Source organism: Hydrogenophaga sp. 2FB (assembly GCF_005503365.1).
In the GTDB taxonomy this organism is placed as follows: Bacteria; Pseudomonadota; Gammaproteobacteria; order Burkholderiales; family Burkholderiaceae_C; genus Hydrogenophaga.
This window is the reverse complement of sequence record NZ_SCML01000007.1, coordinates 134,630-152,716: the sequence shown is the minus strand read 5'-3', so window position 1 is coordinate 152,716 and position 18,087 is coordinate 134,630. Positions and strand designations below refer to the sequence as shown.

The 18,087-nt window shown below is 67.5% G+C and carries 16 protein-coding genes; 7 read left to right on the top strand and 9 right to left on the bottom strand.

Annotated features, from left to right (window positions below; all coding sequences use genetic code 11):
• Positions 1-94 precede the first annotated feature (94 nt).
• Both FFS09_RS06630 and FFS09_RS06625 read right to left on the bottom strand, forming a co-directional pair.
• On the bottom strand, positions 95-1,318 hold the full coding sequence (locus FFS09_RS06630) for an MFS transporter (protein ID WP_137918070.1): 1,224 nt from the start codon (positions 1,316-1,318) through the stop codon (positions 95-97).
• 58 nt (positions 1,319-1,376) lie between these two features.
• Entirely contained in the window at positions 1,377-2,066 is a 690-nt protein-coding gene (locus FFS09_RS06625; RefSeq protein ID WP_137918069.1) for an OmpA family protein, read from the bottom strand.
• 66 nt (positions 2,067-2,132) lie between these two features.
• On the opposite strand from FFS09_RS06625, the gene FFS09_RS06620 reads away from it, so the two are divergent.
• Positions 2,133-3,953, top strand: a complete 1,821-nt coding sequence (locus FFS09_RS06620) for a patatin-like phospholipase family protein (protein WP_137918068.1) — start codon at positions 2,133-2,135, stop codon at positions 3,951-3,953.
• Between the two features lie 7 nt (positions 3,954-3,960).
• Entirely contained in the window at positions 3,961-6,114 is a 2,154-nt protein-coding gene (locus FFS09_RS06615) for a CHASE2 domain-containing protein (RefSeq protein ID WP_252374261.1), read from the top strand.
• 5 nt (positions 6,115-6,119) lie between these two features.
• Here FFS09_RS06615 and FFS09_RS06610 read toward each other — a convergent pair whose 3' ends face one another.
• Positions 6,120-6,596, bottom strand: coding sequence for a FecR family protein (locus FFS09_RS06610; protein WP_137918067.1), 477 nt, complete (start codon positions 6,594-6,596; stop codon positions 6,120-6,122).
• A gap of 255 nt (positions 6,597-6,851) precedes the next feature.
• Between FFS09_RS06610 and FFS09_RS06605 the strand changes: the two genes are divergently transcribed.
• The 5 genes from FFS09_RS06605 (at position 6,852) to FFS09_RS06585 (ending at position 11,756) form a co-directional block, all read left to right on the top strand.
• On the top strand, positions 6,852-7,844 hold the full coding sequence (locus tag FFS09_RS06605; protein ID WP_137918066.1) for a Bug family tripartite tricarboxylate transporter substrate binding protein: 993 nt from the start codon (positions 6,852-6,854) through the stop codon (positions 7,842-7,844).
• A gap of 6 nt (positions 7,845-7,850) precedes the next feature.
• Positions 7,851-8,819 (top strand): D-2-hydroxyacid dehydrogenase family protein, encoded by a 969-nt coding sequence (locus tag FFS09_RS06600; RefSeq protein ID WP_137918065.1) that lies wholly within the window; start codon positions 7,851-7,853, stop codon positions 8,817-8,819.
• 96 nt (positions 8,820-8,915) lie between these two features.
• Entirely contained in the window at positions 8,916-10,049 is a 1,134-nt protein-coding gene (locus tag FFS09_RS06595; protein ID WP_171019888.1) for a mandelate racemase/muconate lactonizing enzyme family protein, read from the top strand.
• A complete protein-coding gene (locus FFS09_RS06590) occupies positions 10,042-11,046 on the top strand; it encodes a Bug family tripartite tricarboxylate transporter substrate binding protein (RefSeq protein WP_171019887.1) in 1,005 nt (334 codons plus the stop codon). Before FFS09_RS06595 ends, FFS09_RS06590 begins: the two co-directional genes overlap by 8 nt.
• A gap of 77 nt (positions 11,047-11,123) precedes the next feature.
• Positions 11,124-11,756: a MarR family winged helix-turn-helix transcriptional regulator gene (locus tag FFS09_RS06585; RefSeq protein ID WP_137918062.1), complete on the top strand. Its 633-nt coding sequence runs from the start codon at positions 11,124-11,126 to the stop codon at positions 11,754-11,756.
• Here FFS09_RS06585 and FFS09_RS06580 read toward each other — a convergent pair.
• The 6 genes from FFS09_RS06580 to FFS09_RS06555 are packed head-to-tail and all read right to left on the bottom strand — an operon-like array spanning position 11,714 to position 18,066.
• Complete coding sequence (locus tag FFS09_RS06580) at positions 11,714-12,712, bottom strand: hydroxymethylglutaryl-CoA lyase (RefSeq protein ID WP_137918061.1); 999 nt, start codon at positions 12,710-12,712, stop codon at positions 11,714-11,716. The genes FFS09_RS06585 and FFS09_RS06580 overlap by 43 nt on opposite strands.
• The gene (locus FFS09_RS06575) at positions 12,709-14,367 is read right to left on the bottom strand and encodes an AMP-binding protein (protein WP_252374260.1); all 1,659 of its coding nucleotides are present in this window, start codon (positions 14,365-14,367) and stop codon (positions 12,709-12,711) included. Before FFS09_RS06575 ends, FFS09_RS06580 begins: the two co-directional genes overlap by 4 nt.
• A complete protein-coding gene (locus tag FFS09_RS06570; RefSeq protein ID WP_252374259.1) occupies positions 14,351-15,133 on the bottom strand; it encodes an enoyl-CoA hydratase/isomerase family protein in 783 nt (260 codons plus the stop codon). Before FFS09_RS06570 ends, FFS09_RS06575 begins: the two co-directional genes overlap by 17 nt.
• 8 nt (positions 15,134-15,141) lie before the next feature.
• Entirely contained in the window at positions 15,142-16,116 is a 975-nt protein-coding gene (locus FFS09_RS06565) for a Bug family tripartite tricarboxylate transporter substrate binding protein (RefSeq protein ID WP_137918060.1), read from the bottom strand.
• Between the two features lie 25 nt (positions 16,117-16,141).
• Complete coding sequence (locus FFS09_RS06560) at positions 16,142-17,338, bottom strand: CaiB/BaiF CoA transferase family protein (RefSeq protein ID WP_137918059.1); 1,197 nt, start codon at positions 17,336-17,338, stop codon at positions 16,142-16,144.
• On the bottom strand, positions 17,335-18,066 hold the full coding sequence (locus tag FFS09_RS06555; protein ID WP_137918058.1) for an enoyl-CoA hydratase/isomerase family protein: 732 nt from the start codon (positions 18,064-18,066) through the stop codon (positions 17,335-17,337). Before FFS09_RS06555 ends, FFS09_RS06560 begins: the two co-directional genes overlap by 4 nt.
• Positions 18,067-18,087: the final 21 nt, after the last annotated feature.

Here is an 18,087-nt window from a genome sequence, read left to right as displayed (position 1 = left end):
GGGCCGGGCGGGGACAACTCGTGCGCCTGCACATCGGCCTGGAGGACTGCAACGACCTGATCGGCGACCTTGCCCAGGCGCTGGTGCTTCTGGACTAAGAGCCCTGTGTCGCGGCGACCAGGGGCGCGCTGCGCCGCCGCTGCAACCACATCGAAGCGGCAAACACCACCATCCCCCCGACCGCGAGCAGCGCGCCGACCCAGCCGGTCGACGTCCAGCCCAGACCCGCGGCAATCGCCAGGCCGCCCAGCCACGCACCCAGGGCATTGGCCAGGTTGAAGGCCGAGTGGTTCAACGCGGCGGCCAGTGCCTGCGCATCGCCGGCCACGTCCATCAGGCGGATCTGCAGCGCGGGCGCCAGCGCCACCACGGTGCCCACCAGCAGCACGTTGAACGACACGGCGGCCGCATGGGGCGCGGTCAGCTGCATCAACAGCAACACCAGCGCCGACCACACCAGCGTGCCGCCGATGGTGGGCAGCAAGGCCTTGTCGGCCAGGCGCGCGCCCACGAGGTTGCCGGCGATCATGCCGACGCCGAACAGGGCCAGCACCAAGGGCACCGCACCCAGTGAAAGACCGGTGACCTCGATCAAGGTCGGCTTGATGTAGCTGAACACCGCGAACATGCCACCGAAGCCGATGGCGCCGGTGCCCAGCGTGAGCCAGACCTGTGCGTTCTTCAGCGCGCCCAGTTCGCGCAACGGGCTCGCGCCCTCGGGTGCCGGGATATGGGGCAGCGCGCGGTGGATCAGCACGCTGGCGAGCAGGGCAATCACCCCGACCAGCACGAAGGCGCTGCGCCAGCCCCAGTGCTGCCCCAGCCAGGCCGCCATGGGCACGCCGATGAGCGTGGCGCCGGTGAGGCCCAGCATCATCAAGCCCACCGCCTGCGCCCGGCGCCCCGGCGGCACCAGCGAGGCCGCCACGAGGGATGCCACACCGAAGTAGGTGCCGTGCGGCATGCCGGCGATGAAACGCAGCAGGTTCAGGCTCCAGTAGCCCGGCGCGGCCGCGCTGGCCAGATTGCCCAGGCCGAACAGCACCATCAACACGACGAGCAACATGCGCCGCGGCCAGTGGGCGGTGAGGATGGCCAGCAAGGGCGCCCCGACCACCACGCCCAGCGCATAGGCGCTGATCACATGGCCGGCCTGCGGAATGCTGACCGCCAGGCTCGTGGCCACCTCGGGCAGCAGACCCATGATGACGAACTCGCCGGTACCGATGGCGAAACCACCGAGCCCCAAGGCCCAGACGGTGGTGCGAAAAGCGGGATCTGTGGCAGTGTTTTCGGTAGGGGCTGGGTGGGCAGGCATGGGGCGATTTTGTTGCGACGCAGCATTCCGTGCCGGGCAAGGGTCTTCTGTTAGCGGTTCAGCGAATCGTGACCTGCACGCGGCGATTGCGTGGCTCCGCGACGCCATCCCTGGTGGGAATCAGCGGGTTCTTCTTGCCGTGCGATTCCATCGTCAACGCGGAAAACTTCAGCCCCGACGCGCGCAAACGATCGGCCACCGCCTTGGCGCGCTGCGCCGACAGCGCGAGATTGTCCTCGGCACCACCCACGGTATCGGTATGCCCAATCACCACCACCTCGACAACCGCATTCGCGTCCCTGCCCTTCAAACGTTTCAATATCTCGCTGAATTGGCTCTCTGATTCGGCGGTCAACCGGCTCCCACCGCTGACGAAATACAGCATGAAATGCTCGGGCGATGCGGGCAGCGCGGCCTTGGCTTCCGAAAAATCGGCAGCGAATTGCGCCCCACCCAGTTCGGCCTTGACTTCCCGGCCATCGATTCCAGCCATCTGCCCGGCCTGCGTCAACACCTGGCTGCCCTTTTGCCCCGTCACGGTCACCTGGCCCACGGCGCCATCCGGATCGGGCACCAGCACAACATAGGAGCGCGGAATGGTGGGTGCACAGGCCGACAGGAACAACAGGGAGAACAGAAAGCTCGGGATCGGCACCCAACGGCGAAGGTTTTTCATTTCAGATTCTTCTATTTTTTGACGCCAATGATTCGGCGATTTGCCATCAATGGGAAAGCGGAATGATGCCATTCTTGCGAAAAGCCAATACCCCCTAACAGTATCAGTACACTCATCGATTTTTCCGACCTTTGCGATATGAAAAAAGAAAACGACGAAGGCGAGCAGCGGCGCGATCTATTGGCGGTCTATCTGCGCAGCAATTTCCCCGACATTGACGCAGAGACGCTGCGTGACATGCAGGACAGCGTTCAATGGATTGAATTGCGCGCGGGCGATGTGCTGATGGAACAGGGCGCGCCTGGCGATGCCGCCTACCTGACCATCAGCGGCCGCTTGCGCGTGTACGTCAAGACCGATGACGGCGCGCCGCGCATGGTGCGCGAGCTCGGGCGTGGCGAGATCACGGGGGAAATCAGCCTCTACACCGATGCGCCGCGATCGGCCACGGTGGTGGCCATCCGCAGCACCGTGGTGGTGCGGCTGGACAAGGCGCGTTTTACCGCGCTGGTGGCGCGCAACCCGCAGGTGTCGATCGCGCTGACCCGAAAAATCATCGATCGGCTGCAGACGCAGAACGACAGACGTCCCCTGCCCCCGCCCGTCACGGTGACGCTGCTGCCGATCACCGGTGGCGTGGATACCGCGGCCATCGCGCAGCGGCTCGCGCAGGCGCTGGGCCGGTTCGGCAGTGCCTGTTGGGTGGATGCCTCCACCGTGTCATCCCCTGCGGCGGCGGTGCTGGAAGAACTGGAAGCCGAGCACGACTTCGTGCTGATGGTGGCGGACCCCGCGCCGACCGACTGGACGCGGCTGTGCATCAGCCAGAGCGACGAGGTGCTGCTGCTGGCGGACGCGACGCAACCCGCCGCCATTCACCCGGTGGAGACGGCCTGCATGGTCAACCCGCCGCAGCGCAACGAGGCCGCGGAAACGCTGGTGTTGCTGCACCCCGTGAGCACGCAGTCGCCACTCGGCATGCGCCAGTGGGTCGACCGCCGGCCCGTCACGGGCCACGTGAACCTGCGCCCCGAGCTCGATGCCGACATTGCGCGCCTGGCCCGCCTGCTGAGCCGCAACGCGGTGGGCCTGGTGCTGGCCGGTGGCGGCGCGCGCGGCTTTGCGCACCTGGGCGTCTGGAAGGCACTCGACGATCTGGGCATCGAGATCGATTGTGTCGGCGGCACCAGCATGGGGGCCGTGATGGCCGCGGCCATTGCCGCCGACCGCGACATCCCCACCACCATGGACGTGATCCGGCAGGCCTTCAAGATCAACCCCACCGGCGACTACAACCTGCTGCCCCTGATTTCGCTGATCAAGGGCCGGCGGGTGCGGACCGTTGTCGAGCGCTCCATTGCGGCGCTGATGGGTGGGCCGGTCGACATCGCCGATCTCTGGAAAGGCTATTTCTGCATCGCCAGCAACTACTCGCAGGGCTGCGAGATGCAATTGCACAAAGGCGACCTGGGCCGCGCGCTGCGGGCCAGCATTGCCATTCCCGGCGCGCTGCCGCCGGTGGTGGTGGATGGTGAACTGTTCTGCGATGGCGGCACGTTCAACAACTTCCCGGCCGATGTCATGCGCAACATGCGCGGGGTCGGCAAGGTGATCGGTGTGGACCTGAGCGCGCGGCGCGCCCGCACGCTCAATTTCGATGAGATGCCCGGCGCCTGGCAGGTGCTGTTCGACCGGCTCAAGCCGCGCGCAAAGCAGCGCTACCGCGTGCCCTCGCTCGTGGCGTACCTGCTCAATGTGTCGGTGCTCTACAGCGTGTCGCGGCAGTCCGAGTCGCGCCGGCAGACCGACCTGTATTTCAACCCCGAGCTGTTTCGCTTCGGGTTTCTGCAATGGGCACGCTTCTCGGCCATCGTCACGCAGGGCGATGTCCATGCGCGCGAGGTCATTGGCGCCCTGAGCCACACCGAGAAGCAGGCGTGGGGCATCAGGGGGTCCTGAGCGCGGCATGAAGCGAATGCTCTCCCTGCGCTCGGTCGCCGCGTTGCTCAGCCTCGCGACGGCCGCGCTCGGCCTGGTGCTGGTGCTGGCGGACCCGTTGGCGCTCCAATCGCTGCGGCACCAGGGGTTCGACCAGTACCAGCGCTGGCAACCGCGCGCCTACGAGGCGGTGCCGGTGCGGATCATCGACATCGACGAAGCCAGCCTGGAGAAGATCGGCCAATGGCCCTGGCCACGCAACAAACTGGCCGAGCTGGTGGAGCAACTGGGCGCCAAGGGTGCGGCGGCGATCGGCTTCGACGTGGTGTTTGCCGAGCCCGATCGCACCTCCCCGCGCCGCGCTTCGGTCGATTGGGCCTTGTCGCCCGGCCAGGCACGGGCGATCGAGGCGCTGCCGGACAACGACGCGACTTTTGCCAACGCCATCGCCCGGCACAACGTGGTGCTGGGCTTCGCGCTGCGCAGCGACACCGCGGCAACGTCACCGCAGCAGGCCGCCACCCCGAAAGCGCCCTACCGCTATGTGTGGATGGGTGAGCCCAGCCCCCAGGCGCTGCACGGATTTCCCACGGCGGTGCCACCGCTGCCGCCGCTCGATGCAGCGGCTAGCGGAAGCGGCGCGCTGACCTTCGTGCCCGATGGCGACGGTGTGGTGCGCCGCGTGCCCTTGGTGCTGGCGCTGGGTGACACGCCCGTGCCGAGCCTGAGCGCCGAGCTGCTGCGCGTGGTCCAGGGCACGGACAACTACATCCTCCGGCGCGCTGAGGGCGACGCGCCGGCCTTGGCGCAGGTGCGCATCGGCCAGGTCAGCGTGCCCACCAACGCCCAAGGCGAAATGTGGCTGCACTACACAGAAGCGCAGGTCGAGCGCTACGTGCCGGCGTGGAAAGTGTTGGTCGGCGACGTGGACCCCGCTCTGCTGGACGGCCACATCGTGCTCGTGGGCAGTTCCGCGCAAGGCCTGATGGACCTGCGCTTCAACCCGTTGGGCCGCGTGATGCCCGGTGTCGAGGCGCATGCACAAGCCCTGGAACAGATGCTCACGGGGCACTACCTGAACCGACCCAGCTGGGCCGTGGCGGCCGAGGCGATCGCCGTGGTATTGGGTTGTGTGGCGGTGGTGTGGATCGGCATCTTCGTGCCATCGTTGTGGGCCGCGGCCCTCTCACTCGCGCTGGTCGCCGGCGTGTTGTGGGGCGGCTGGTCGGCGTTCTCCAGCCACCGCTTGCTGCTCGACAGCTTCACGCCCGCGCTGGCCTGGGCCGTGGCGTTCGTGCTGGCCAGCCTGTGCCGGCATTTCTGGAGCGAGCGGCAGCAGCGCTGGGTGAAGGAAGCGTTTTCGCGCTACGTATCGCCCAACCGCGTCGAGTACCTGATGAACAACCCGGGGCAGCTGGAGCTGGGCGGCAAGCGCCAGCACTGCAGCTTCATCTTCACCGACCTGGCCGGGTTCACGTCGCTGATGGAGTCGATCGATCCCGCCGCGGCGGTCACCCTGCTCAACCGCTACCTGGAAGCGATGATCTCCATCGCCTTCCGCCACCAGGGCACGCTGGACCGCATCGTGGGCGACGCCCTGGCCATCATGTTCTCCGCGCCCGTGGTGCAGCCCGACCACGCGCAGCGCGCGCTGGACTGCGCGATGGAGATGCATGCCTTCGCCACCGCCTACGCGCGCGATCTGCAGCGCAAAGGCATCGCGTTCGGGCACACGCGCTTCGGCGTGCACTCGGGTGAGGTCATCGTGGGCAACTTCGGCGGCGGCGCGATCTTTGACTACCGCGCGCTCGGCGACCCGGTCAACACCGCCGCGCGCCTGGAGAGCGCGAACAAGCACCTGGGCACGCGGATCTGCGTCTCGCAGACCACGCTGTCGGCCTGCACCAACGTCCTGGCCCGGCCGGTTGGCCAACTCGTGCTCATGGGCAAGAAGCTCGCGCTGCAGGTGTTCGAGCCGCTGCCCGACGTACCGCCGCCGGGGTATGCGCCTCAGGCGACATACGAGGCGGCCTACGAAGCGGTGCGCGATGGCGACGCGTCCGCGCGGGAGCGCTTTGACCGGTTGCGGGAGAGCCACCCCCACGACCCGTTGGTGGCCTTGTACGCGGCGCGGCTGGCGGAGAACGCGCTGGGCGACCGGATCGTGCTCAGCGCCAAGTGATCACATCACTCTTCCGCGACCTTGAGCAGGAACTGCGTGCCGCGCACGCCGATCATCCCGGTGGGGGTCTTGACCGTCACGGCATCGGGCTGCAGCTTGGCGATCACGCCTGACACATAGTCCAGCGTGCCTTTGCCCATGCGCGCACCCAGCTTGAGCTTGCCTTCGCCCGGCTCGTACAGGTAGTCCTCGACGGTGAGCTCCGTGCTCGGCCCGAAGGACATCATGGTGTTGTCCTTGAACATGACGCCCATGCTCGATAACGCGGCGGTCTTGAGCGCGCTGCCCTGGTGCAGGGGTGTGCCGGGCTGGGCTTCGACCACCTTGCCATCGGTCGTGACCGTGGCCGTGCCCTTGACGTTCTTGACGTAACCCACCGGCGCCTTGTCCTGCGCGGTGGCCATGCCGGTCCACGAAGCCAGGGCCACGCCAGCGGCCATCACGAAGAAACGGGCGGAAAGGCGCTGGGATTGGGTCGGCATGGTGTGGGCTCTGTGTCAGGAAACGGGGGCGGTATCGCCCGAAATTTCCAAACACAGGGAGCGCCCAATGCAGGAAAGCGACCGACGAACGGAATGATAAACGTTATGACCGGAAATCAAACCCGCGTTTTTGCGGTGTGTCGGGACCTGGTTTTTCCGCCGGTCGCCATTTCCACTGATTGGAAATGGGGTGGTGCGCGCGCCGGGCAAGCCACCTAAGCTGCCCAGGTTCGATTCACGACAAGGAGACAAGACATGACCGATGACAGCCGCCTGTCGCGCCGCCGCTTCAACGCCTGGGTGGGCGCGGGCCTGACGACGCTGCCCCTGATGGCGCACGCGCAGCAGACGCCCTTCCCCAACCGGCCGATCCGCATCCTGGTGCCCTTCGCGGCCGGCGGGCCCACCGACCTGATGGCGCGCGCCGTGGGCAAGAGCATGTCGACCGCCATCGGGCAGACCGTCGTCATCGAGAACAAGCCCGGCGGTGGCGGCGTGATCGCCATGAGCGACGTCATGCGCCTGCCCGCCGACGGCTACACCCTGGTGTTCCCGTCGATTCTCGCGGTCACCAACCCCGCGCTCATGCCCAACTACCCCTTCGACACGCTGCGCGACTTCGCGCCGCTCACCGTCGTGGGCTTCATCCCGCACGCGCTGGTCGTGCGGCCCGACTTTCCCGCCAAGGACCTGCAAGGGCTGGTCGCCATGGCCAAGGCCAACCCGAACAGCGTCAACTACGGCTCATCGGGCAACGGCACCTCGGCGCACCTGGCCTCGGCCCTGTTCGCGCAGCGCGCCGACATCCGCGCGACCCATGTGCCCTACCGGGGCGCGGCGCCCGCGGTGCAGGACCTGCTGGGCGGCCGGATCCAGTTCATGTTCCTCGACATGAGCTCGGCGCTCACGCAGATCAAGACCGGCAAGCTGCGCGCCCTCGCGGTGGCACCGTCGCGGCGCTTTGCGGGCTTGCCCGATGTGCCCACGGTGGCGGAACAAGGCTACCCCGGCTTCGGCGTGCACGGCTGGTACGGCCTGTTCGCGCGCAGCGGCACGCCCGCGCCCGTCATGCAGGCGCTGCACGCCGAGGTCAAGCGCGCGCTCGATTCGGCCGAGGTGCGCGAACTGTTCCAGGCCCAGGGCATCGAGCCCGGCGGCATGTCTTCCGAGGACTACACGGAACTGGTGCGCAAGGACCTGGCGAGTTGGAAACAGACGGTGCAACAGCTGCAGATCACACTTCAATAAATACCCATGCACATCGCTATTCCGGACGACTACCAGGACTGCGTACGCGGTCTCAACTGTTTCGCCAGGCTCGCCGGCCACGACGTGCGCATCTACAACGATTCCGTCCAGGGCACCGATGCCCTGGCGGCGCGTTTCGCCGATGCGCAAGCCATCGTGCTCACCCGCGAGCGCACCCGCATCGACGCGGCCTTGCTGGACCGCCTGCCCCAGCTGCGCCTGATCTGCCAGACCGGCAAGCTCGCGGGCCATGTGGACCTGGACGCGTGCACCGCGCGCGGTGTGCTGGTGGCCGAGGGCAGCGGCGCGGGTTCGGCCACGGCCGAGATCGCGTGGACACTCGCGCTCGCCAGCCGGCGGCACCTGGTGAGCGAGGTCAACCGGCTGCGCGCGGGGCAATGGCAAGGGCACCTCGGCCAGCAGATGGGCGGCCAGCGCCTGGGCATCTGGAGCTACGGCCGCATTGGCCGGCAAGTGGCAGCGTACGGCCGCGCCTTCGGCATGTCCGTGTGGGTGTGGGGCCGCGATGCGTCCACCGCCGACGCGCGCGCCGATGGCTTCGAGGTCGCACCCTCGCGCGAGGCCTTCTTTGAACAAAGCGACGTGATCAGCCTGCACATCCGCCTGTTCGACGGCACGCTGGGCATCGTCACCGCCGCCGACCTGGCGCGCATGAAACCGACGGCGCTGCTGGTCAACACCAGCCGCGCGGAGCTGATCGAACGCGGCGCGCTCGAACAGGCCCTGGTGCGGGGGCGGCCCGGTTTCGCGGCCGTCGACGTGTACGAAGAAGAGCCGGTGCTGGGCGCTAACCACCCCTTGCTGCGCCTGCCCAATGCGCTGTGCACACCCCACATCGGTTATGTGGAAAAGGACAACTACGAGCGCTACTTCGGCATCGCGTTCGACCACATCGTCGCCTACGCCGAAGGCCGCCTGAACAACGTGCTCAACCCGCAGGCACGCCCTGGATGAGGGTTTTCATCTGGTTAATTTATTTACCCATATAGTTGACTTTAGAAACCAGTATGATCCAATCTGGTTTCTTGAGACATCTATATGGAGTGGCCATTGAGCAACCGCAGCAGCGCTTCACCCGACTTGACGATCGAGCAGGTGGAGATCACGCCTTGCATCCAGCGCCAGGAAGACCCCACCTGGAAGTTCGCGCGCGGCGGCATCCCGCAGATCCACGGCTGGATCGTGACACTGCGCAACGCATCGGGGGAAGCGGGTTGGGGGCACATCCTCTCGACGCCCATTGCCCAGCCCGACATTGAGGGCATGCGCACGGCCATCGAGGCCGCGGTGGGCGTGGCGCACGGTCACAGCGCGCTGGACCAGGAAGGGCTTCTGTCGGCGTTGATGGCCGTGTGCGCCGACCGGCCCAGCGTGCAGGCGGGCTTCACCAATGCCGCGCTCGAACTCGCGGCCCGGGTGTTGAACCTGCCGCTTCACGCGCTGCTCGGCGGCGCGGTGCGGCAGTCCATCCCCACCACGCGGCTGATCCCCATCAAGCCGCCGGACGAAATGGCCAGCCAGGCCCGGCGCCTGCATGCGCAAGGCTATCGGGGTCTCAAGCTGAAACTCAATGGCGATGGCGACGCCGACATTGCCCGCGTCAGGGCCGTGCGCGCCGTGGTCGGCGACAGCGTGCTGTTGACCGTCGACGCGAACCAGGCCTACGAAGCGTCCAATGCCATCGAAGTCTGCCGCGCGCTGAAACACGAAAACGTCACGCTGATGGAGCAGCCCGTGCCCGCCGCCGACGTGGATGGGCTCAAGCGCGTGACCGACAGCGGCTTGCTGCGCATCGAGGCGGACGAATCGATCGGCTCGCTCGCGGGCCTCGTGCGCCTGATCAAGATGGACGCGGCCCACTCCTACAACCTCAAGGTGCCGTACCTGGGCGGGCTGCGCAACACGCTGAAGGCCGTGCACATCTGCGAAGCCGCGGGCGTGCGCTGCCGCCTGGGCGCCATCTTCGCGCCGCGCCTTGCGTCCTCGCAAGCCGCGCACCTGGCGGCGGTGTTGAAGTCGGTCGACGGCGGCGCGGAGATCGCCGAATCGGAGCACCTGCTCGACGACCCCTTCAGCGGATTCGACGCGCGCGATGGCCATGTGCCGGTGCTGGCCGGCCCGGGCAGCGGCGTTCGACTGGCCAGCACCCCGGACAAGCTCAACACAAGGAGACAACATGCGTGATCTGACACCACCCCGCCCCGACCGGCGTCACATGCTGCGCCACATGGGCGCCGCCGCCCTCGCGTCGACCGTTCCCATGGGACAGGTCTGGGCCAAGGACACGTTTCCGGACCGCCCCGTCCGCATCGTCGTGCCCTACACGCCCGGCGCGATCAACGACGTGCTGGCCAGGGCCATCGGCGACAAGATGTCGCGCACGATCGGCCAGTCCGTCATCGTCGACAACCGGCCCGGCGGCAACACGCTCATCGGCACCCAGTTCGTGGCCAAGGCGCCGCCCGATGGCTACACCCTGCTGCAGGTGCCGGGCTCGCACGCCATCAACGCGGCGTTGTTGCCCAAGTTGCCGTACGACTCGATCAACGACTTCAGCTTCATCGCGCTCGTGGCCCGTGCCCCGTTCCTGCTGATCGTCAACAGCGAGCTGCCGTTCAAGTCGGTCGCCGAATTCATGGCCGCGGCCAAGCAGCGCCCTGGCCACTACACCTTTGCCTCGTCGGGCAACGGCGGCAACGCGCACCTGATGGGTGAGCTGCTCAACATGCAGGCCGGCGTGCAGATGCTGCACGTGCCCTACAAGGGAACGACACCGGCGATCAACGACGTGATGGCCGGCCAGGTGCACTGCACCTTCAGCACCTACTCGGGCGCCGCGGCGGCCATCCGCTCCGGCAGGGTTCGCGCCCTCGCGGTCACCAGCGCGCGCAGGGCCGCCGCGTTTCCAGACATTCCGACGATCGCGGAGTCGGGCTACCCGGCCTACGACGCGACCGGCTGGTGGGGATTTGCCGCGCCCGCCGGCACACCCGCGCCCATCGTGGCCAGGCTCCACCAGGAACTCACCACGGCATGCCAGGCGCCCGACCTTGTGCAGAAGATGAAGTCCGAAGGCGTGGACATGCAGGTCTCGAGTTCGGCCGAATTCAAGGCCCACCTCGAGCGCGAGATCGTGGTGTGGAAGGACGTGGTGCGCAAGGCGAACATCAAGGCGGACTGACCGCCTTGTGCGCGATCGCGGCGAAATGGCGCCACTTAGAATGAAACGATGTTTGATTTCCTGCGGGTGACGCATCCATGAGCCTGTCCAAGCGCACCGTGCCTGTACCGCGGGTGATGAGCGATCTCATTTCGACCCGCATCCACGCCCTGGCCAATCTTTCCTCGGCCACGACGACCTTGCGGGTGGAGCGCAAGTACGGCCTGACCTTGCTCGAGTGGCGATCGCTGGGCCAGCTCGGCGGTTTTGCACCGCTGTCGCTGAAAGAGCTGGGGCGCCGTGCGGGCCTGGAGAAAAGTTACGCCAGCCGCACGATCTCCGGCCTCATCGAACGCGGCCTGGTGGCCAGCGAGCGCAGCGATTCGGATGGCCGGGGCGTCATGCTGAGCCTCACCCCCAAGGGCAAGGCCTTGTATCAAACCGCGTTCGAAGATGCCGTCGCCCGCAACGAGCGGTTGTTGAGTCCCTTGAAAGACGAACAGCGGCTGCAGCTGATCGAAATCCTGGGCCTGTTGACGGTCAGCGCCAAACGCGCGCTGGAGAACGAACGCAATGGCGTGGACGACGGCAGCGATGGCGATGCCGGCCCGGCGTCGCGAAAGAAGGCCCGCACCGCCACCCCCGCCAAAGACAGCGCGGAGGGCTCGGTCGATCTGGTCGAGATGCGCTACCTGCTGTCGCGGTTGAACGAACTGGCGGGCATGCGCTGACGCAACGGATTGAGCCCGCTGCGCGCCACGCGCCCATGCAGCTCGCGGCCCAGGGCCTGTTCGCAAGCCTCCACCGTGGCCAGCAGGCCATCCATGTCGATGCCGGTGCGCACGCCCATGTTCTCGAACAGATCCACCAGGTCCTCGGTGCACACGTTGCCGGTGTGCCCACCGCCGTACTTCACCTTGGTCGGGTGCCCGCCCACGCCACCGAAGGCGCAGTCGAAGTGGCTCACGCCCACCTCCAGCGCGGCCACGTAATTCACCAGGCCCGTGCCCCGTGTGTCGTGGAAATGGGCGATGGGCACCACGTCGGGAAACTCGGCGCGCATGCGCGAGAACAAGGCCTTGGTGGTCACCGGTGTTGCCGTGCCAGTGGTGTCGCCCAGCGCCACGTGGCGCACACCGGCGTCGCGCATACGGCCCACGTCGGCGATCACGCTGTCGGGGTCCACGCTGCCTTCGAAGGGGCAACCGAAGGCCATGGACACCGTGCCGATGAGGCGAAACCGCCCCAGCGCCAGAGCGGCCATCTCGCGGATGTTGTTCCATTGATCCTCTCGCGTTCGCGCGAGGTTCTTCAACGAATGGGTGTCGGTGGCCGAGACCAGCAAGCTGATCTCGGTGGCGCCAAATCCGGCGTCCGCATCTGCGATGGCACGCTCGACCGCGCGCAGATTGGCGCAAGTGGCCTTGTAAAACACGCCGCTGCGGCGCGGCAGCGCCTGCAGCATCGCGGTGGCATCGCCAAACTGCGGAATCACCTTGGGGTTGCTGTACGACGTGGCTTCCACGCGCGCAAAGCCCAGCTCGGCAAAGCGCTGCACCAGCGCCACCTTGGTCTCGGTCGGCATGAAGGCCGGCTCGTGCTGCAGGCCGTCGCGGGCGAAGCACTCGCACAGCACGACGTCGCGGCCATCGTCTTCCAGTGAAAAGTTCTGCGCGTTCGTCGTCATGCGGCCACCGTGTCGTTCCGGATGTTCCAGTGCTGGATGGCATGCTCGCGCAGCTTGTTCTTCTGCACCTTGCTGCTGCCCGTCATGCCGATGTGCTCAAAGGTGTCGACCAGCGCGATGTAGCGCGGCACCTTGAAGTTGGCGCAGCGCGCCTTGCACCAGGCCACGAGCTCTTCGCCGCTGGCCTGCTGACCGGGTTTGAGCAGCACGAACGCGCCGGTCACTTCGCCCAGGCGCGCATCGGGCACACCGATCACCTGGGCCTGCTGCACGGCGGGGTGGGCATGCAGCACCTCCTCCACCTCCGCCGGCGCCACGTTTTCGCCGCCCACGCGGAACATGTCCTTCAAGCGGCCGACCATGCGCATGCGCCCATCGCCGCGCTGTTCGCCCAGATCGCCGGTGCGCAACCAGCCATCGGCCGTGAAGGCCTTGGCCGTGGCCTCGGCCATGTTGTAGTAGCCGCGCATGACGTTCCAGCCGCGCACCTGGATCTCGCCCGCACCAGCACCGGGCGCCACGACGGCGCCCGTGTCGGCGTCCACCAGACGCACCTCCACACCGGGGTGCGGGAGCATGAAGCCATCGCGCCGCAGCTCGAACGCATCGCCGTGGTCGCTGAGCAGCACGTTGGGCGAAGCCTCGGACTGGCCGTAGGCGTTGCAGATGTGCGGCACCTGCATCACATCGCGGATCTTCTGCATCACCTCCGGCCCGGCGGCCGCCCATCCACCTTGGAGGTGCAGGCGCTTCGCATCGAAATCGGGGTGCCCCATGAGCATGAGGAAAATGGTGTCGTTGCCCGAGGTCAAGGTGCAACGCTCGGTTTCCAGCACGTCCAGCGCCTGCTTCACGTCGAACTTCGGCAGGCTCAGCAGGCAGCAGCCGGACGTGAGGCTCACCAGCACCGACAGCGTGCTGCCGGCCACGTGGAAGAAGGGCCGGATGCTGAAATAGCGGTCCGCCGCCTTCACGCCCATGCGGCGCGCCACCGAAGCCGCATCGCCCAGCATGTTGGCGTGGCTGAGCATCACCCCCTTGGGGAACGACGTGGTGCCCGAGGTGTACTGGATCAGCAGCGTGTCGTGCGGCGAAACCTGAGCCGATATCTGTTCCAGCGTCGCATCCCGCACGCCAGCGCCATCGGCCAGAAACGCGTCGAAGGTGCGCGCTCCACGCGGCGCAGCGCCACCCACGACCACCGCTTGCGTCAGCAGCGGCAAGGCCTGGCCGGGCAGTTGTGCGTCGACCGCCGGTTCGACCTGGCGCAGCAGCGCCGTGAAATCGAGACCGAGGAAACTGTCGGCGTAGAGCAGCAGTTTCACGTCCGCCTGCTTCAGGCAGAACGCCAGCTCCTCCGCCTTGAAGCGGGTGTTGACCGGCACCGTCACCGCGCCGATGGACGCGCAGGCGAAGAAGGCCGCGATCCACAGCCCCGAGTTGCCCAGCATCAGCCCGACGTGATCGCCCTGGCGGATGCCGGCCGCGTGCAAGCCCGCGGCGATCTTTCGGCTCTGGGCGTTCAACCCGCTCCAGGTCATGCGCTCACCCGGACCCACATAGGCCTCTTCGGCGCCGCGCGCCCGTACCGTCGCGCTCAGCACATGCGAGAGCGTGAGTGGCACCGGCACCCGGTGTTCATCGAGCAGCTGCATCGGTGCCCTCCTTCGCGCCAAAGCCCGCGATGGCCTTCTGCCAGTCGCTGTGGCGCAGGTTCTTCTGGATCGCCAGCAGTTCGATGGCCATGGCGCCCTCGCGCGTCGTGTCCAGGCCTTCGTCGATGCTGTGCTTGGTGAGCTGCACGGTCAGCGGGTTGGCCGCGGCGATCTGCGCCGCCATCTCGGCGATGCGCGCATCGAACGCTTCGGGCGCATACACGTGGTTGACCAGGCCCAGGTCCAGCGCTTCCTGCGCATCCACCACGCGGCCGGTGAACAGCAGTTCCTTGGCCATGCGGCGGCCCACGATGCGGGGCAGGCGCTGCGTCGCACCCACCGTGCCCCAACCCACCTCGGGGTACTTGAACGCGGCCTGCGTGGTGGCCAATACGAAGTCACACGCCGCCGCGATTTCGCCGCCCGAACCGAAGGCCGGGCCCTGCACCGCGGCAATGACCGGCTTGGACAAGGCCTCCAGCGCGCCGTAGGCGGTGAAGCCTTCCACGCGGCGGGCCACCAGGTCGGCGGTGCTGAAGCCCTGGCGTTCCTTCAGGTCCGCGCCGGCGCAGAACACGGCGCCACGGGCGCGCACCACGACCACGCGCACGGCATCGTCGGCGTCCAGCGCCTCGCACACGGCGGTGATCTCGCGGCACATGGCCAGGTTGAGCGCGTTGCGGCTGTCGGGCCGGTTCAGCCAGACGGTGGCCACGGGGCCTTGCAGCTCCAGCTGCAGCATGGTGAGTTCGGGAAGTTTTTTCATCGTGCGGTTCAGTCTTGCAGTTTCATGCCGGTGACCTTCACCAGCTCGGCCAGGCGCTTGCCATCGGCCCGGATGTATTCGGTGGCCTGCGCCTTCATTTGCGGCATCACTTCCGCATTCTGCGCAGTCAGCAGCTTCTTGAATTCGGGCTGCGACTGCACTTTCTGCAGCGCTTTGGTGAGCTTGTCCACCACGGCGGCGGGCGTCCTCGCCGGCACGGCCAGGCTGTACCAGCTGCCGGTCTCCAGGCCTGGCACACCGGCTTCCGCAAACGTCGGCACATCGGGCAGATCGGCCGAGCGCTTGCTGCCGCCATAGGCCAGCGCGCGCATGCGGTCGGCCTTGATGAAGGGCAGCACGGCCGAGATGTTCAGCATGCCCACGTCCACCGAACCCGCCACCAGATCGGTGGCGGCCGGCGCCGCGCCGCGGTACGGCACATGCACCAGGCGCACACCCGCCGCGTGCTTGAACATTTCTCCGCCGATGTGCGGCGAGCTGCCCATGCCCGCCGAGGCGTAGCTCAGCTTGCCGGGTTGGGCCTTGGCCAGCGCGATCAGTTCCTTGAGGTTTTTCGCAGGCACCGAGGGGTGCACCGTGAGGATGTTGGGCACGTTGGCCACCATGCCGACGAACTCGAAGTCGGCGATGCCGTCGTACGGCACCTTGGTGGCGGCGGGCGTGACCGTGTGCGCGGCCGCGGTGCCGATCAGCAGCGTGTAGCCATCGGGTGCGGCCTTGGCCACGAACGCGGCGCCGATGCTGGCGCCGCCACCGGCCTTGTTCTCGACGATCACGGGTTGGCCGAGCGCGTCGCCCAGCTCCTTGGCCAGCGCACGGCCCAGCAGGTCGGCCGGGCCGCCCACCGCGTAGGGGTTGACCAACAGGATCGGGCGCGAGGGGTACGCGTCCTGCGCGAGCGCTTGTGACAGCGGGAAGACGGCGATGGCAGCGGCCATCAGGGCACGGCGAATGGGGTTCATGGGTGTCTCCTGGGGTGGTTGGAATTCAGATGGCGCCGATCGCGCGCAGCGCGTCCCGCTCTTCGTCGCGCAGGCCGAGCTTCTCGCGCAGCACGTCGTCCGTGTGTTCGCCGAGCAGCGGTGGGCGGGTGGCCTCGGGGTCGTCCAGGCCGTGAAAACGCAGCGGCACCTTCATGCCTTTGAAGCGGCCGATCAGGGGATGGTCGTACTCGATCACCATGCCGCGCGCGTTCACGTGCTCGTTGGCGACGACCTCGTCGACCTGCAGGATCGGCCCCGCCGGCACGCCCACCGCATCGCAGCGGCGGCAGAGTTCGTCGCGGTCCAGCTTGCGGATGGCGGCTTGCAATCCGGCCATGACTTCTTCGCGCCGCGCGAGGCGGTCGGCGTTGCGCACGAGACTGGCGTCCGTGGCCCAGGCTTCGAGCCCGAGCAGGTTGCACAGCGGCGCCCAATGCTGGTCACTGCCGGTGATCTGCACCCACTTGCCGTCCGCGCAGACGAAGGCCGCAGACGGAATGCGCCCGGGGTGTTCCGTGCCCAGGCGCTCGGGCACCTCGCCCAGCGTGAACCAGCGCGCGGCCGCAAGCGACAGCAGCCCCACCTGGCCGTCGAACATGGAAAAGTCGACCTGGCTGCCGCGCCCGGTCTTCTCGCACCCGGCCAGCGCCGAGAGGATGGCGACGCAGACCCACAGGCCCGAACTCAGGTCGGCCACGGGCAGGCCCGGCTTCACCGGCCCGCCGCCGCGCTCGCCGGTCAGGCTCATGATGCCGGCCATGGCTTGAAAGACCGTGTCGTAGCCCTTGCGTTTCGCATACGGGCCGGTCATGCCGAAGCCGGTGCAGCTCACGTGCACCAGGCGCGGATTGAGCGCGGAGAGCGTGGCGTAGTCCAGGCCGAATTTCTTCATCGTGCCGACGGGGAAGTTCTCCAGCACCACGTCGGCCTGTGTGGCCAGGCGGCGCACGATGTCCTGGCCTTCCGCGCTGCGCAGGTTCACGGTGATGGACCGCTTGCTGCGGTTGAAGGCCAGGTAATAGGCCGACACGTCACCTCCCTCGCCTTCCACCACAGGTTCGAAGGCACGCGTTTCGTCGCCACTGCCCGGCTGCTCGACCTTGATCACGTCGGCACCCAGTTCGGCCAGGATCATCGAGGCAAACGGACAGGCCAGGACGCGCGAGAGGTCCAGGATGGTGAGGCCTTCGAGCGGTCTCATGCCTTGGCCTTTCGGAAGCCGCGCATCATCACGTTGGCATCGCGGCCGATGTCCAGTGCGGGGCCCAGCGCCAGGTCGGCCACGCGGTGGAAGCTGCGCTTGGTCGTGGCCATGGCCAGCGGGTTCCAGCCCGCGATGGTGGTCGCCATCTTCACGGCCTCGTCCAGCACCTCGGCGTCGGGCACGACGCGGTTGCACAGGCCCCAGGCTTTTGCGCCCACGCCGTCGAGCGGTTCGGCCAGCGAGACGAGTTCGAAGGCCTGCTTGCGGCCCACCTGGCGCACCAGGTTGGCCATGACCACGGCGGCGACGATGCCGTGCTTGAGTTCCGGGTAGCCAAAGCGCACGGTCTCGGACATCACGCACAGGTCGCAGGCGATGGCCAAGCCCGCGCCGCCACCCAACGCGTTGCCGCGCACGGCGGAGACCACCGGTTTGTTCATTTGCGAGAACACCAGGTGCAGGGCCGTGGTGAGATCGGCGCGCGCGGTCACGGCCTGCGGGTCTTCCGGCGTGAGCGCCGAGAACTCGGTGGTGTCCGCGCCCGCGCAGAAGGACTTGCCCGCGCCGGTGAGCACCACGGCGTGGATGGCGCCGTCGCGGTCGGCGGCGCGCAGGCTGTCGAGCAGTTCCTGCGTCAGGCGCGTGTTGAGCGCGTTGTGTTTCTCGGGCCGGTTGAGCGTGAGGATGCGGACGGCGCCGCGGTCTTCGATGAGCAGGTGTTCCATAGGGGATTGATGTTGATGGTG

What these genes read in the sequence shown, in the direction of transcription:
- FFS09_RS06630 (WP_137918070.1), bottom strand. Translation starts at nt 1,318, where the DNA reads ATGCCTGCCCACCCAGCCCCTACCGAAAACACTGCCACAGATCCCGCT.
- FFS09_RS06625 (WP_137918069.1), bottom strand. Translation starts at nt 2,066, where the DNA reads ATGGCATCATTCCGCTTTCCCATTGATGGCAAATCGCCGAATCATTGG.
- FFS09_RS06620 (WP_137918068.1), top strand. Translation starts at nt 2,133, where the DNA reads ATGAAAAAAGAAAACGACGAAGGCGAGCAGCGGCGCGATCTATTGGCG.
- FFS09_RS06615 (WP_252374261.1), top strand. Translation starts at nt 3,961, where the DNA reads ATGAAGCGAATGCTCTCCCTGCGCTCGGTCGCCGCGTTGCTCAGCCTC.
- FFS09_RS06610 (WP_137918067.1), bottom strand. Translation starts at nt 6,596, where the DNA reads ATGCCGACCCAATCCCAGCGCCTTTCCGCCCGTTTCTTCGTGATGGCC.
- FFS09_RS06605 (WP_137918066.1), top strand. Translation starts at nt 6,852, where the DNA reads ATGACCGATGACAGCCGCCTGTCGCGCCGCCGCTTCAACGCCTGGGTG.
- FFS09_RS06600 (WP_137918065.1), top strand. Translation starts at nt 7,851, where the DNA reads ATGCACATCGCTATTCCGGACGACTACCAGGACTGCGTACGCGGTCTC.
- FFS09_RS06590 (WP_171019887.1), top strand. Translation starts at nt 10,042, where the DNA reads ATGCGTGATCTGACACCACCCCGCCCCGACCGGCGTCACATGCTGCGC.
- FFS09_RS06585 (WP_137918062.1), top strand. Translation starts at nt 11,124, where the DNA reads ATGAGCCTGTCCAAGCGCACCGTGCCTGTACCGCGGGTGATGAGCGAT.
- FFS09_RS06580 (WP_137918061.1), bottom strand. Translation starts at nt 12,712, where the DNA reads ATGACGACGAACGCGCAGAACTTTTCACTGGAAGACGATGGCCGCGAC.
- FFS09_RS06575 (WP_252374260.1), bottom strand. Translation starts at nt 14,367, where the DNA reads ATGCAGCTGCTCGATGAACACCGGGTGCCGGTGCCACTCACGCTCTCG.
- FFS09_RS06570 (WP_252374259.1), bottom strand. Translation starts at nt 15,133, where the DNA reads ATGAAAAAACTTCCCGAACTCACCATGCTGCAGCTGGAGCTGCAAGGC.
- FFS09_RS06565 (WP_137918060.1), bottom strand. Translation starts at nt 16,116, where the DNA reads ATGAACCCCATTCGCCGTGCCCTGATGGCCGCTGCCATCGCCGTCTTC.
- FFS09_RS06560 (WP_137918059.1), bottom strand. Translation starts at nt 17,338, where the DNA reads ATGAGACCGCTCGAAGGCCTCACCATCCTGGACCTCTCGCGCGTCCTG.
- FFS09_RS06555 (WP_137918058.1), bottom strand. Translation starts at nt 18,066, where the DNA reads ATGGAACACCTGCTCATCGAAGACCGCGGCGCCGTCCGCATCCTCACG.